Source organism: Segatella copri (assembly GCF_026015465.1).
In the GTDB taxonomy this organism is placed as follows: domain Bacteria; phylum Bacteroidota; class Bacteroidia; order Bacteroidales; family Bacteroidaceae; genus Prevotella; species Prevotella copri_E.
Map to the genome: position 1 here is coordinate 127,194 of NZ_JAPDUQ010000006.1, position 15,096 is coordinate 142,289.

The 15,096-nt window shown below is 45.9% G+C and carries 14 protein-coding genes; 10 read left to right on the forward strand and 4 right to left on the reverse strand.

Annotated elements, in window-relative coordinates; all coding sequences use genetic code 11:
* Positions 1-59 precede the first annotated feature (59 nt).
* The 4 genes from ONT08_RS16055 (at position 60) to rplT (ending at position 2,170) form a co-directional block, all read left to right on the forward strand.
* Positions 60-449: a GxxExxY protein gene (locus ONT08_RS16055; protein ID WP_117586280.1), complete on the forward strand. Its 390-nt coding sequence runs from the start codon at positions 60-62 to the stop codon at positions 447-449.
* Between the two features lie 308 nt (positions 450-757).
* The gene (gene infC / locus ONT08_RS16060; protein ID WP_118085536.1) at positions 758-1,441 is read left to right on the forward strand and encodes a translation initiation factor IF-3; all 684 of its coding nucleotides are present in this window, start codon (positions 758-760) and stop codon (positions 1,439-1,441) included.
* Positions 1,442-1,588: 147 nt separating this feature from the next.
* Positions 1,589-1,786 (forward strand): 50S ribosomal protein L35, encoded by a 198-nt coding sequence (gene rpmI / locus ONT08_RS16065; protein ID WP_006846865.1) that lies wholly within the window; start codon positions 1,589-1,591, stop codon positions 1,784-1,786.
* 39 nt (positions 1,787-1,825) lie between these two features.
* A complete protein-coding gene (rplT, locus tag ONT08_RS16070; RefSeq protein ID WP_006846863.1) occupies positions 1,826-2,170 on the forward strand; it encodes a 50S ribosomal protein L20 in 345 nt (114 codons plus the stop codon).
* Between the two features lie 239 nt (positions 2,171-2,409).
* Here rplT and ONT08_RS16075 read toward each other — a convergent pair whose 3' ends face one another.
* The 4 genes from ONT08_RS16075 to rpsA all read right to left on the reverse strand — a co-directional run bounded on the left by ONT08_RS16075 (position 2,410) and on the right by rpsA (position 8,348).
* The gene (locus ONT08_RS16075; RefSeq protein ID WP_264960441.1) at positions 2,410-3,984 is read right to left on the reverse strand and encodes a calycin-like domain-containing protein; all 1,575 of its coding nucleotides are present in this window, start codon (positions 3,982-3,984) and stop codon (positions 2,410-2,412) included.
* A 101-nt stretch (positions 3,985-4,085) separates the two neighbouring features.
* Positions 4,086-4,850: a porin family protein gene (locus tag ONT08_RS16080; protein WP_264960442.1), complete on the reverse strand. Its 765-nt coding sequence runs from the start codon at positions 4,848-4,850 to the stop codon at positions 4,086-4,088.
* Between the two features lie 53 nt (positions 4,851-4,903).
* Positions 4,904-6,064, reverse strand: a complete 1,161-nt coding sequence (locus tag ONT08_RS16085; RefSeq protein WP_182429247.1) for a PCMD domain-containing protein — start codon at positions 6,062-6,064, stop codon at positions 4,904-4,906.
* Positions 6,065-6,563: 499 nt separating this feature from the next.
* Positions 6,564-8,348 (reverse strand): 30S ribosomal protein S1, encoded by a 1,785-nt coding sequence (gene rpsA, locus ONT08_RS16090; RefSeq protein WP_117586285.1) that lies wholly within the window; start codon positions 8,346-8,348, stop codon positions 6,564-6,566.
* A gap of 451 nt (positions 8,349-8,799) precedes the next feature.
* Here rpsA and ONT08_RS16095 point away from each other — a divergent pair, with 451 nt between their 5' ends.
* The 6 genes from ONT08_RS16095 to ONT08_RS16120 all read left to right on the forward strand — a co-directional run bounded on the left by ONT08_RS16095 (position 8,800) and on the right by ONT08_RS16120 (position 15,081).
* Positions 8,800-10,248 carry an SLC13 family permease gene (locus ONT08_RS16095; protein ID WP_264960443.1) on the forward strand — a complete coding sequence of 483 codons (1,449 nt, stop codon included), beginning with the start codon at positions 8,800-8,802 and terminating at the stop codon, positions 10,246-10,248.
* 138 nt (positions 10,249-10,386) lie between these two features.
* Positions 10,387-11,364 (forward strand): 6-phosphofructokinase, encoded by a 978-nt coding sequence (pfkA, locus tag ONT08_RS16100; protein ID WP_006846856.1) that lies wholly within the window; start codon positions 10,387-10,389, stop codon positions 11,362-11,364.
* A gap of 208 nt (positions 11,365-11,572) precedes the next feature.
* Entirely contained in the window at positions 11,573-13,099 is a 1,527-nt protein-coding gene (atpD, locus tag ONT08_RS16105) for a F0F1 ATP synthase subunit beta (RefSeq protein WP_118201327.1), read from the forward strand.
* An 87-nt stretch (positions 13,100-13,186) separates the two neighbouring features.
* Positions 13,187-13,426, forward strand: coding sequence for an ATP synthase F1 subunit epsilon (gene atpC / locus ONT08_RS16110; protein ID WP_022121941.1), 240 nt, complete (start codon positions 13,187-13,189; stop codon positions 13,424-13,426).
* 54 nt (positions 13,427-13,480) lie between these two features.
* Positions 13,481-13,924 carry a hypothetical protein gene (locus tag ONT08_RS16115; RefSeq protein WP_006846853.1) on the forward strand — a complete coding sequence of 148 codons (444 nt, stop codon included), beginning with the start codon at positions 13,481-13,483 and terminating at the stop codon, positions 13,922-13,924.
* 47 nt (positions 13,925-13,971) lie between these two features.
* Positions 13,972-15,081 carry a F0F1 ATP synthase subunit A gene (locus ONT08_RS16120; RefSeq protein ID WP_118201326.1) on the forward strand — a complete coding sequence of 370 codons (1,110 nt, stop codon included), beginning with the start codon at positions 13,972-13,974 and terminating at the stop codon, positions 15,079-15,081.
* The last annotated feature ends 15 nt before the right edge of the window (positions 15,082-15,096 follow it).

Below are 15,096 nucleotides of genomic sequence, written 5' to 3' on the forward strand. Positions count from 1 at the left end.
CAACTGTGACGTCTGTGGGAGATTTTTTTTGTTAAGGAGGATTTTAAAATCGTTTGGTTATGACAGAAAATGAGATATCTTATAAGATCATTGGAGCTATTTATAAGGTTTATAATGAATTGGGACCAGGTTTACTTGAGTCGGTTTATGAAGCAGCTCTGTGCTATCAGTTGCGCAAAGATGGACTTAGGGTAGAGAATCAGGTAAAGTTGGATGTCATGTATGATGGTAAGGTTTTGCCTGTAGATTTCCGTCTGGATATTCTTGTAGAAGATAAAGTCATAGTCGAACTGAAGTCTGTGGCAGAAATGAAAGATGTCTTTCATAAGCAATTGCTTACGTATTTGCGTGTGGCGAAGAAGCATCTTGGAATATTGGTCAATTTTTCCACCACAGATATACGAAAATCAATCTTCCGTAAAGTCAATGGATATACTCCCATGGATTGAAAGCTTTTCTTAGTCCCCACTGATTTATTGTTTTCTTAAGTCCCACAGATTTCACAGAATTTTACAGATTTAGTTTCTTAATCATAAAGATCTGTGTTAATCTGTGAAATCTGTGGGACTAAAATATATCAATTTGCGGGATTAAATATATCAATCTGTGGGGTTAAAACATTAAATCCATTAGAAAAACAAAGAATCTGCGGGCAAAAATGAAAATAACCCACTGAAAATTTGGTGGTTTCACAAAATAATCGTAACTTTGCAGCCGTTTAATCAAAAAGACAAAAAAAGAATATATCGAATAGTTAATGAAAAATGACAAAATGAAAAATCAGTACCGCGTAAACGAACAGATTCGTGCACGCGACGTGAGAGTAGTGAGTGATGGTGGAGCAGAAGTGATGCCAGCACGTAAGGCGTTGGAGTTGGCACGTCAGCAAGAGCTTGACTTAGTCGAGATATCTCCTAATGCGCAACCACCAGTTTGCCGTATAGTTGACTATTCTAAATTCCTTTACCAGCAGAAGAAACATGCAAAGGAAATGAAGCAGAAGCAGGTAAAGGTGGAGACCAAGGAAATCCGTTTCGGACCTCAGACCGATGAGCACGACTATCAGTTCAAGCTCAAGCACGCTATGGAGTTCCTCAACGAGGGCAACAAGGTTCGCGCATACGTTTTCTTCCGTGGTCGCTCTATTCTCTTCAAGGAGCAGGGTGAGGTTCTTCTTCTCCGTTTCGCCAATGATTTGGAAGAGTACGGAAAGGTAGAGCAGATGCCAAAGCTTGAAGGTAAGAAGATGTTCCTCTATATGAGTCCTAAGAAGGCTGGTACTGCAAAGAAGAGCCAGCAGAAGATGGACCGTGAGAAGCGAGAGGCTGAAGCTAAGGCTGCTGCAGATGCAGAGCGCGCTGCTAATGCTGAGAAGAATGGCTTGCTCGCCAATGCTAAAGGCGGCGATGCCCTGAAGAAACTCGCAGAAGAGGCTGAGTAATTGAATTTGGCACGGATTACACGGATTTTTACAATCCCAAGGTAAAAAGGTAATCACAAAGTTCAAAGTAAAGAAAAAGATGCGTAACGCCCTGGTATATGCGTTGCCATCGCTATAATAAATAACAATTTAAAATTAAAAGTAAAAATGCCAAAAGTAAAGACTAATTCCGGCGCAAAGAAGAGATTCCGTTTCACCGGTACAGGTAAGATTAAGCGTCATCACGCTTTTCACAGTCACATCTTGACTAAGAAGACAAAGAAGCAGAAGAGAAATCTCCTCGGCGAGACTCTCGTAGACCGTTCAAACTTGAAGCAGGTTCGCGACTTGCTCTGCCTCCGTTAATTATTAACTTTTTAGTCGAACTTTTAAAGAAAAAAAATTATGCCAAGATCAGTAAATCACGTTGCATCAAAAGCAAAAAGAACAAGAATCTTGAAGCTCACTAAGGGTTACTATGGAGCTCGCAAGAATGTATGGACAGTAGCTAAGAACACTTGGGAGAAGGGTCTTACCTACGCTTATCGCGATCGTCGTAACAAGAAGCGCACATTCCGCGCATTGTGGATTCAGCGTATCAACGCTGCTGCTCGCCTCGATGGTATGAGCTACAGCCAGTTGATGGGTGCTCTTCACAAGGCTGGTATCGAGATTAACCGTAAGGTTCTCGCTGACCTCGCTGTAAACAACCCTGAGGCTTTCAAGGCTATCGTTGCAAAGGTGAAGTAAATCCGACGCTAGGCTCTTTTCTTTCGAGAATTTTTCTCGTAAGAAAGTGTTTAGCCTCTAGATTAAAGAAAACTGAAGATTGCATTGGTTGGAAGTATTTCCGCTGATGCAATCTTTTTTTTGTACCTGAAAAACAGGATGATAGCACAAAAGCCCTGCTGAACCAGCTATGAACAAAAAAATCCCCAGCCATCCATCAAAAGATAACCGGGGATTTTTGTGTGCTATATAAAAAACTATTACTTCTTAATCATCTTCTTGGTTTCACCGTTGGTGTACTTCACGATGTAAACCTGACCTGGCTGCATGTCTGTAACCTGCTGACCTGCCATGTTGTAGATGGCCTTCACGCCATTAGGCAAGGTGATGGTCTCCAAGTTCTTGATGCCAGTGGTATAGCCTGTTAAGGTGATGGTGCGGGTTACGCTGTTCTTCAAGTCGTTAGATGTAACGGTGAAGCTTACGTAGGTATTAAAATCATCGTTAGTAATCTTCTTGGTAACATAGGCACCGGCACCGATGGCCTCCAACTGGAAGTTATTGATATCCAAAGCCTTATTGTAGCCTTCAATCTCCAAGCCACCAGCTTCATCAAACTTATTTGTAATGTCCTCACCATCCATGGTAACCTTCTTTACATCAGCATTGTAAACCATTTCTACATCGTCCACATACAATACGTCTGGGTTGGTCTCGCTCTTGCTGCCGCCGCTTGGCACAGCGCAGGTTGACATGGTAACCAGGGCTGCCTTAGGCATTTCATTCTCATTATCGTAGGTGAATGGGATAGTGATCTCCTGCCACTCGTCCTTGCTCTCGATAGAAGAGTTCTGGGCACGGGCGATGATGTTGGCAGCATACTTGTCATCCTCTGGGTCCTGAGCATACTCGCCATTGGTCAAGAGGGCGCTGATGGTAGCCTTAGGATTCTTGTTGCCATCGCCAGCCTTGAACTTCACCCAAACCTTCATGGCATCTGGCTTGTTGTTGAGCACTGCATAGAATGGTTCGCCGTTGGCATCAACATCTTTTGAGGTGAAATCCAGGAATGAGCAGTTGTCCTTGCTTGATGCAGTCATGCTGCCAGCCTTCAAGCGGCCGGTGGTGATGGTACCGTTGGCAGAAGCCACAACCAATGTACCCACTTTCACTGGAGTTGAAACAATCTTTACACACTGCTTGTTGTCTTCTGCTGCGTTCTCGCGCACCTCAGAAGATGCATAGGTATGTACAGCTTCTGAAACCATGCTTGCCATGCTGCCGGTAGAACTCATGAATGAGTGCCATCCGTTAGGCTCCTGACTCTTGGCGTCGTTGTAAGATGCCTCGTGGAATTTCTCGAAACCGGCGTTTGGCAACTGACCCATCTCATTGCAATTTTTGCCGAGTTTCACGCCGACAATCATGCCGCCAGCCAATGGAATATTGAGGTAGGCGTTGAAATTGTCGCCCTTCAGTTCTCCCTTGAAGATGATGTTCACGTTGCCGAGACCTGGTCCCATCCATTCTACGTTCTTGTCGTCACCCTCAGTAATCTGGATGTCCTTTGCTGCATTGAGCATGATGACGTTGCCACACTTTGTTGCCTCTACGTCCTTGATAACGATGTTGCCAATCTGCATGTAATCGTTCATCTTGAAGTTGAGCAGACTCATGGTATATTTGCCTTCTCCCTGCTCATCTACGTTCACCTTCACGTCGCCCACTGGCATGTCCGTTCCCATCATGTTAACCACGAGAGGGCAGGTATACTCCTTTGCCATCATTGACATAGAGCAGAGCGCTGCTGCTACTAAAGTAAAAATCTTCTTCATAATTTTTCCTTTCTTTTATTTTGATATAATTTTCCTTTCCTATACATTATTATATATAGAGATTCTGGAGTTAATTTCCTTATTTCAGCTGATAGCTCGATTTATTTCAGCTGATAGCTCAGTCCGATGGTGCCGTAGATAGGATACATCGGTTGCTCTATCACGTGGAAGTCTTTCTTGAATACTTCCGTCAAGCCCCAGGTTAAGCCCACGTAGGCACCCCAGCGCTTCGAGAAATACCAGTCGGCACCCACATCAATACCAAACTGCCAGTTGCGCATATCGCTTGAGAAGTCGTATTCGCCACGCTCTCCGTCCTCATGACCCAGCTCAACCTTAGGTCCCGTAGGGTCACCCTGTCGCAGATAACCGTCGTAGGCACTGCCCTCAAACTTATGTGCGGTGACATAAGAGAAGTAAGGTCCCAGCTTCAGGCGAAGCTTCTCCGTGATGTCGTAAGTGGCTTGTACTGGGATGGTTGCAAGGCTTTGGTCAACCTTTGTTATCACGTTGCCCGTGAACATACCCTCCAGCTGCTCACCACCTTTCACCATGGTCATGTGGTAGTTTTTCACGCCCGCATCAATCTTCATACCCTTGCCCTCGAAGTGGAGGCCGAACATCAGTCCCCACTTGTTGTCCAGAGGATAGTGGGCATCGATGCCGAGCAGCAGGTTAGGGCGCAGCGAATAGCTGTGCAGGGTGCGGATGGTGGCAGGCATGCCGATAGGGGCAGTGCCACCCAGGTTGTAGCCGATGCGTGCCTGATAGGTGAAGTTGTGGAGCAGTTCTCCCAACTTCTGTCCCCATGCCTGGGTAGAACATAGGGATAGGGCAACGGCTGATATGATGAATGACTTTTTCATTGTCTTGTCTTCTTTTTTGTAAATCTTCGTCTTTTCTTTTTTTGTAGATCTTCTTATTCTTTTTCGCAGGTGATGCGGAACTTGTCCACCCACAGGGTGCTTCCGATGGCTCCCATGAACGAGGCGCCTTCTACGCTCGATGAACTGACGATGGCCATGCTGTAGCCCATGTTCTTCAGCTTCTGTGCATCCACCTCCTTCTTGTAGATGAAGTCGATGTCGAAGTGGGTCCACTCTGGTGTGTCGTCGATATCAGGCACGATGGCGAGTGCCACTACCTGTGGGCTGGTCTGCACGTTGTCGCCATAGAGCACGACGCTGTTGCCCTCCTCGTCGTGGTTGTCGTAGAACACGGCATAGATGGTGCCGTAGTCTTTCTTGCCTTCCACCACCTTCTTCTGGCGGTTGGTGAACACATCGCCACGCTTGTATTTGTAGTAGCCGCTGAATCTGGTAGGCTTGAAACTTACCGGCACGCCAAACTGGGTAGCCTTCATGGCATCCTTCAGTGCCTGTGTGGCATCGAACTTACCGATAAAGAGGTTGCCGGCAGCAATAGGCATCTTGGCCATCGAACCGAAGCTTCCGGTGTCGCAGGTGGTGAGTTTCACGCAGGCGCCGTCGTAGCCTTCTTTCACGGGCACGGTAGGGTATTCATCCGGTTTTGCCGAACCCTTGCTCATGTTGAAGCCCGGGTTTCCGGTGGCCCAGTTGTTGGCGAGCGTACCATCATCGTTCTTGTCGCTCCATACATAATATCTGTGTATAGGCTTGTTTTCGTTGAGGAAGTAGTTTTCAAAATCGTACTTCATCTCTTCGTAGATGATGGGTGGGAAGGTGAATCCCACTTTATATTGGCGTTTCCAGCTGCCGTCTTCTGATGTTACGGTATAGATGACCGGACCGTTGGTGAAGTCCTGTTCAGAACCGTTGGCAGGTGATAGGGTAGCGCCAGGAGTGAGGTTGAACTTCGGAGCGAAGTGGCTGAGGTCGGTGCCACGTTTCACGAGGAAGCTGATTTCCTGATCTGTTGACATCACGTTCTTGAGCGTATCAGTGGCGTTGAGGAAACAGTTTTCCCACTGTCCGTTGGTAGCAACGAATGCCTGCTCGATGTCGCATTCGGCATTGAGCGGTTCTTCCTTGAAGCAGGAGGAGAGGGTAGTGATACAACTCATTGATAGAGCGGCTACTATTAATCTTGACTGTTTCATATCTTGAACTTTCTTTTCCTTTTGTAATCTGGAGAATCGCTTCTCTTTCTTTTCAGATAATTCTTGAGAGAATGATTTCTCTAGCTCATATAAATTATTGCTTTATCGGTTGCAAAGATAATGCAAACGAGCGCAATGTAAGCTTGCTTACAAATTGCCGAGTGCAGCTTATCTTCTGCAAAGATAATGCAAACGAGCGCAATGTAAGCTTGCTTACAAATTGCCGAGTGCAGCTTATCTTCTGCAAAGATAAACAGAAAACTTGAAACCACCAAAGGTTTTTGTGTTTTTCGACATGTTATGATAGAAAAAAACATGAATTTGTGGTTTTAAGACATGATTTAGTAGAGATGAGTTTACCTAAGTAGGCAGATAGTGCCCGATAGTTTATTTTTTTTAATACACATAATAAAAAAGGGGACTGAAATCTCATTACTGAAATTTCAGTCCCCTGAATGTTATTTAGCTAATGAATAGCAAAAGCCTGATCTGTTTAAGATTAAGCCTTGCCCTCCATCTGAGCCTTCAACTTAGCGAGTGCATCGATATCACCGAGTGATGTGCTAGCAGCAACGTTGTTGATCATAGCTGTCTCGTTGTTGTTCTTGCGACCGCCGTTTGCACGCTTGTGAGCTGGCTTAGCAACTGGCTCGTTACCCTCCTCGAATGTACGAGAGTGAGAGAGGATGATGCGCTTTGTCTCCTTAACGAACTCGATAACCTTGAAGTCGAGAGTCTCGCCCTTCTTAGCCATTGCGCCGTCCTCCTTAGTGAGGTGCTTAGGAGTAGCGAAACCTTCACCACCCTCAGCGAGAGCTACAACAGCACCCTTGTCCATCAACTCAGTGATAGTACCCTGGTGAACAGAACCTGGAGTGTAGATTGCCTCATACTCATCCCATGGGTTCTTCTCCAACTGCTTGTGGCCGAGGCTCAAGCGACGGTTCTCCTTATCGATTTCGAGAACTACTACGTCGATAGAAGCGCCTACAGAAGTGAACTCAGATGGGTGCTTAACCTTCTTAGTCCAAGAGAGGTCAGAGATGTGGATCAAACCATCAACACCTTCCTCGAGCTCTACGAAGATACCGAAGTTAGTGAAGTTGCGAACCTTAGCTGTGTGCTTGCTGCCTACAGGATACTTAGCCTCAATAGCCTCCCATGGATCTTCCTTGAGCTGCTTGATACCAAGGCTCATCTTGCGCTCAGCGCGGTCGAGAGTCAGGATAACTGCCTCTACCTCGTCACCTACCTTCATGAAGTCCTGAGCAGAACGCAAGTGCTGGCTCCAAGACATCTCAGATACGTGGATCAAGCCCTCTACACCTGGAGCAATCTCAACGAATGCACCGTAGTCAGCCATAACCACTACCTTACCCTTCACGTGATCACCTACCTTGAGGTTCTCATCGAGAGCATCCCATGGATGTGGAGTGAGCTGCTTCAAACCGAGAGCGATACGCTTCTTCTCCTCATCGAAGTCGAGGATAACAACGTTGATCTTCTGGTCGAGAGATACAACCTCGTGTGGATCGCTTACGCGGCCCCAAGAGAGGTCTGTGATGTGGATCAAACCGTCAACACCGCCGAGGTCAACGAATACACCGTAAGTAGTGATGTTCTTAACGGTACCCTCGAGGATCTGACCCTTCTCGAGCTTGCCGATGATCTCCTTACGCTGCTGCTCGAGCTCCTGCTCGATGAGAGCCTTGTGAGATACAACGACATTGCGGAACTCCTGGTTGATCTTTACAACCTTGAACTCCATTGTCTTGCCTACGAATACGTCGTAGTCGCGTATAGGGTGAACGTCGATCTGGCTTCCTGGCAAGAAAGCTTCGATACCGAAAACGTCAACGATCATACCGCCCTTAGTACGGCACTTGATGTAACCCTGGATAACTTCCTCGTTCTCGAGAGCTGCATTAACACGCTCCCAAGACTTGCTGAGGCGAGCCTTCTTGTGAGAGAGTACCAACTGGCCCTTTACGTCCTCCTGGTTCTCTACATAAACCTCAACCTTGTCACCTACCTTGAGGTCTGGGTTGTAACGGAATTCAGAAGCAGGGATAATACCATCGCTCTTGTAACCGATGTTTACGATAACCTCTTTCTTGTCTACAGAGATTACTGTACCCTCTACAACCTGGTGTTCTGTTACCTTGTTAAGAGTTTCGTCATAGGCCTTCTCGAGGTCTGTTTTGCTGACGTTTGCGCTTGTGCCATTCTCAAACTCATCCCAATTGAAGTCGTCCAATGGCTTTACGTTCTTTAAATCTGACATAAAAAATAATTAAAAAATTAAAATTAATAAAGTTTGACTTTATGTGAATTGTATAAATCGGGCGCAAAATTACTCATTTTCTTTGAGTTACAGGCATTTACTCTTGATTTTCTTCTTTTTGTTAGTAATATTTAACTAAAATCGCTGTTTTTGGTGGGTTCCTTCGGGGAAATACATAATATTATATATACGCATAACCTTTTAAATATTCTGATAACTTCCTCCTCGATATTTCTTCCTGTGGTGTTCTTCTCTGTAATCCGTGTTTTCATCTGATTCTATGATGAAAATGAAGAGGGAAGAAAAATTATGGCGAACGAAAAAACGGGCGAAATTTTCATTTGTATGAAAATGAGTTAAATTCATTAAAAAAAGACACCGAAATGTTGGCGATAACAAAATAATTGTTACCTTTGCGCCCAAAATGTAATGAATATAATAAAATAATGATATGACACTAGTCATCCTTGCCATACTGATACTGGCATATATTCTCATTGCAACCGAGAATATTACCAAGGTGAACCGTGCTGCCGTAGCCATCTTTGCTGGAACGGTAGGATGGGTTCTCTATATCTGTTTCGGTATGGACTTCGTGACCAGTGAACACTCTTCTGATTATTCACGCTATCTGAATCTCGGAATGTGGAACGAGATAGAATCCACCAGTACAACGGTTAAGTATTTTATTGCCCGTAACATCTTCCTTCCTTATGTGGGTAGAGCAGCAGAAATCGTACTCTTCCTGCTAGCCACTATGACGATAGTTGAAATTCTCAATAACAACGGATGCTTCGATTTCATACGCCAGTTGTTACGTACCCGAAGCGCCAAGAAAATGCTATGGATTCTCGCTGCCGTGACCTTTGTTATTTCGGCAAATCTCGATAATCTTACTACAACAGTGATGATGCTTACGATGATGCATGGAGTAATTCCAAACCGTCGTCAGCGCATGGTGTATGGAGGTGCCATTCTTCTTTCTGCCAACTGTGGCGGAGCTCTTACCGTTATCGGAAATCCGGAAGGACTGGTGATGTGGAATATGGGTGCTGTAACGGCTACTCATTATTTTCTGTCGCTTCTGCTGCCATGTCTTGCAGCCTGGCTCATTCCGTTGTTGATGATGCAGCGCATGCTGCCTGAAAGAGTAGAGACAGAATGGATTGCTATGCCATACCGCGGGGATGATACCCGTCTCAATGTATGGCAGCGCTTGCTGATGCTCTTTGTGGGCATCGGTGGATTGTGGTTTATCCCTACCTTCCATAATATTACGAAATTAAGTCCTTTCCTCGGTGCGCTCTGCGTATTGGGCGTACTTTGGATTGTGAACGAGATATTCAACCGTAAACTCATGAATATGGATGCGATGGCTGACCGTCGCACTCCTAGAGTGTTCCAATATGGAGTCGTCCAGATGATTCTCTTCGTGATGGGTATCATGCTTGCCATCGGAGTGGTGAAGGAGACCGGTGCTTTTGACGATTTTGCTACTCTTCTCAACTCTGTCGGTATGGATGATAAGCGTTCTGGCGTGCTGTTGCATGGCGTTTTGGCTGGTATCATCAGTACTGTACTTGACAACTTTGCTACAGCCATGAACTTTTTCTCCCTTCATGATCTGGCAAATGTGAATGATCCTTCATTCAGCATGCTTACTGATTATCATACCAATGGTATCTACTGGCAGATGATTGCATATTGCGTAATGGCTGGTGGTAACGTTCTTGGTATCGGTACAATCAGCGGTCTTGCCCTGATGAAGATGGAACGTATGCACATGGGGTGGTATTTCCGCAATATTGGCTGGAAAGCTTTGATGGGTGGCGTCATCGGACTTGCTATCCTTTGGCTCTCCCATATCCTGGTGGCTGGTGCCGCAAACCTAATTATTTAAATCGATAAACCCAAACAAAGCAAGGGGTATACCCTTGGATACCTACTGTATATGTAGGGGTAATGGATGAAAACCATCATCCTGAGAGGATAATAAACTAACATTAAAAAAATATATATAATATAATAAGGTATAGTTATGGCAAAGATTAAGACTATTGGAATTTTAACATCTGGAGGAGATGCTCCAGGTATGAATGCTGCTATCCGTGCGGTTACCCGTTCGGCTATCTACAACGGTTTCACTGTGAAAGGTATCTATCGTGGTTACGATGGTCTCATCAATGATGAAATTAAAACCTTTTCTACAGAGAATGTAAGCGGTATCATCGGCACAGGTGGTACGATGCTGAAGACAGCCCGTTCTAAGGAATTCATGACCGAGGAAGGTCGCCAGAAGGCATTTGAAACGATTCAGAAAGAGGAAATAGATGCGCTTGTCGTGATTGGCGGTAACGGTTCGCTGACAGGTGCGATGAATTTCGCACGTGAGTTTGATATATGCTGCATCGGATTGCCAGGAACAATTGATAATGACCTTTATGGTACAGACAATACAATCGGTTATGATACTACGATGAATACCATCGTGGAGTGTGTAGACCGCATCCGTGATACTGCGCAGAGCCACGAGCGTATCTTCTTTATCGAGGTGATGGGCCGTGATGCCGGTTTCCTGGCGCAGAATTCAGCTATCGCCAGTGGAGCAGAGGCAGCTATCATTCCAGAGGATTCTACCGATGTAGACCAGTTGGCTCAATTCATGGAGCGTGGTATCCGTAAGTCTAAGAAGAGTTGTATCGTCATCGTGTCAGAGAGTCCTAAGTGCGGTGCTCTTTATTATGCCGACCGTGTGCGTAAGGAGTTCCCTGAGTTTGATGTACGTGTATCTATTCTGGGTCACTTGCAGCGTGGCGGCCGTCCATCAGCCCGTGACCGTATTCTTGCGAGCCGTACCGGTTGTGGTGCCATCGAGGCTATCATGCAGGGACAGCGCAATGTGATGATTGGTGTACGCAATAACGAGGTAGTATACGTTCCGCTTTCTGAAGCTATCCGCTCAGATAAGCCATTCGACCGTAAACTGATCAAGGTTTTGGACGAGTTGAGTATCTGATTTATAGAGATTGGAGTAAGAAGAAGGGAGTTTGGACTCCTGACTTCTTGCTTTTGCATAGGAAAATGGTTTAAAGGGAACTAAAAATGGTTTAATAAGGTATAAAAGCCGAATAAAACTTTTAATTAATTTGTGGTTTCCATAAATTGTTGTTACTTTTGCAGTCAAGAATAATATAAATATATATAACTTTTAAACTAATAAGCTTATGTCACAAATTAACGGACGTATCTCTCAGATTATCGGTCCTGTTATCGACGTTTACTTCGATACAAAGGGCGAGAATCCAGAGAAGGTGCTTCCTAAAATTTATGAAGCTCTGAAGGTAAAACGTCCAGACGGCCGCGAGCTTGTCATCGAGGTGCAGCAGCACATCGGTGAGGATACAGTTCGCTGTGTCGCTATGGATAATACTGACGGTTTGCAGCGCGGCTTGGAGGTTATCTCTACAGGTAACCCAATCCAGATGCCAGCCGGAGAGCAGATCAAGGGCCGTATGATGAATGTCATCGGACAGCCTATTGATGGTATGAATGAATTGGACATGAAGGGTGCTTATCCTATCCACCGTGAGGCTCCGAAGTTTGACGAACTTTCTACTCACAAGGAGATGCTTGCTACCGGTATTAAGGTGATCGACCTGCTCGAACCTTACATGAAGGGTGGTAAGATTGGTCTTTTCGGTGGTGCCGGTGTAGGTAAGACGGTGCTTATCATGGAGTTGATCAACAACATTGCCAAGGGACACAACGGTTACTCTGTATTTGCCGGAGTAGGTGAGCGTACCCGTGAGGGTAACGACTTGATTCGAGACATGCTCGAGTCTGGCGTTATCAAGTATGGCGAGAAGTTCCGTAAAGCGATGGAAGAAGGTAAGTGGGATCTCTCACTTGTCGATCCTGAGGAACTTGCCAAGAGTCAGGCTACCCTGGTATATGGTCAGATGAATGAGCCACCTGGGGCACGTGCTTCTGTAGCTCTCTCTGGTTTGACCGTAGCTGAGGAGTTCCGTGATCACGGAGGTAAGAATGGTGAGGCAGCGGATATCATGTTCTTCATCGATAACATCTTCCGTTTCACCCAGGCTGGTTCTGAGGTATCTGCGCTGTTGGGTCGTATGCCATCAGCCGTAGGTTATCAGCCAACGCTGGCTTCTGAGATGGGTGCCATGCAGGAGCGAATCACTTCTACCAAGAATGGTTCCATCACCTCAGTACAGGCCGTTTATGTGCCTGCCGATGACTTGACCGATCCTGCTCCAGCTACCACCTTTACTCACCTGGATGCTACCACTGAGCTTTCCCGTAAGATTGCATCTCTCGGTATCTATCCTGCCGTAGACCCGCTGGGTTCTACCTCTCGTATCCTCGACCCGCTGATTGTGGGCAAGGCGCACTACGATTGTGCACAGCGAGTAAAGCAGTTGTTGCAGCGTTATAACGAGTTGCAGGATATCATCGCCATCCTCGGTATGGATGAGCTCTCTGATGAGGATAAGTTGACCGTGAACCGTGCACGCCGTGTACAGCGTTTCCTGAGTCAGCCATTCACCGTAGCAGAGCAGTTCACCGGTTTGAAGGGTGTGATGGTTCCTATCGAAGAGACTATCAAGGGCTTCAACGCCATCCTTGACGGTGAGGTAGATGACTTGCCAGAGCAGGCATTCCTCAACGTAGGTACTATCGAGGATGCCAAGGAGAAGGCTAAGCAGTTGCTCGCAGCAGCACAGGCGTAGTCTTTAGTGAAGAGTGAAGAACGAAGAACGAAGAATTCAATAGCAATATTGGGTAATCATAAAGTTCAAAATTCAAAGTTAAAGATTATGTTACAGCTAAAAATAGTATCTCCTGAGAAAGTAGTCTTCCAGGGTGAGGTAGAGAGCGTACTGGTTCCGGGAACCCTCGGCTCGTTCGAGATTCTCAAGGATCACGCGCCTATCATCTCTTCGCTCGAAGTGGGCAAGGTGGAATACACTACCAAGGAAGGCAAGCAGGTAATGAACATCAAGGGCGGATTCGTGGAATGTAAGAAAAACGAAGTAAGCCTTTGCGTAGAAGTATAATTTAGTTAATAGTTGACAGTTAATAGTTGACAGCTATATTGATAAAATAGAACAATGGAAAAAGACGAAAAGTTGCGCTTGCAGACTATCAGACAGGCGAGTATCAGGTATAAGCAGATTTCTTTGTGGCTTACAGCAGCAGTGGCTCTTGCCGTGCTCTTTGCCTGCAGATTATCTGCTCAATGCGATGATATGATAGCCCAGGTTGTTAACCCGTTGGTAGTGAGTGCGATATTCTCACTCGTTGCAAGTACTGCTTATGGTGAAGCATGGAAGGCTGTTGCAAAGTCATCGCCAGCCAATCTCGCCAAGTTCTATCTGGCGGCATTGGTCTTGAAACTGATGGCCGGTACATTGGTATTCCTCATCTATGTGCTGGTATGCGACAGGCAGAACATTCTGGGTTTTACCGCAATCTTTGCCCTTTTCTATGTCGTACTGCTCGTGTTCGACTGCATCTACTTCGCTCGGGTAGAGAAAAAGAACCGTCTTTCATAAGCGGTTCTGAACAAATAATTAATAAACAAAAGTAAGAATTAAAGAATATGAAACATCTCAAGCAATTCCTCTTGATGGCGATGCTGCTCTTTACGCTTGCACCTCTGCAGGTATCGGCTAAGGAGAACATCGATGTGAAAGAGATATTGTGGGGTCATATCAAGGATTCTTATGAATGGCATATCACCAAGGTGGGAGACCATCCCGTAGTGATTCATCTGCCTGTCATCGTTAACACCACTTCGGGCTGGCACGTGTTCTGCAGCAGCGAATTCTCGGAAGAGAAGGATGCCAATGGAGACCGTCCGGGCCCTTATAATCTGGTGATCAAGAACGCTGATGCGCAGGCGAATCCCAACAAGATAGTAGAGAAGGTGGGAGACCAGGAGGTTCGTCCGCTTGACATCTCCATCACGAAGACCGTTTGCGTGCTCTTCATCGATGCTATCATTCTGTTGCTCTGTGTCCTGATACCAGCCCGCTGGTGCAGGAAGCACAAGGTGGATGATCCTGCACCAAAGGGTTTTGTGGGACTGATGCACATGTTCATCATGTCGGTATATACCGATGTAATAGAGGCCACCCTGGGTAAGGAAGCCCCAAAGTACGCACCATGGTTGCTTACTTGCTTCTTCTTTATCTTCGTGGCGAACATCATGGGTATCGTACCATTCCCTCCAGGTGGTGGTAACCTGACGGGTAATATCGCCTGCACCGTATTCTTCGGTGTAACGACATTCCTGATCACCAACTTCACCGGTACCAAGGAATACTGGAAGGAAATCTTCTGGCCGGAGGTACCAACGTGGTTGAAGGTGCCAGTGCCACTGATGCCATTCATCGAGCTCTTCGGAATCTTTACGAAACCGCTGGCTCTGATTATCCGACTCTTCGCCAACATGATGGCGGGTCACGCCATCGCACTTTCGTTTGCGGCTATCATTTTCATCATGTTCAACATCAGTGAGAATGCTATCGCCAACTATGTGGCAGGTACGGGTATGACAATAGTAAGTGTTGCGATGAGCGCCTTTATGATGCTCCTCGAAGTATTGGTAAGCTACATTCAGGCATTGGTATTCACCATGCTGAGTGCAGTATTCATCTCGCTGGCTCATGTAAAGTCTCATGAGGCTGAGCCAGAGGTAGTGAAGTAGTTTATAGATTATAGA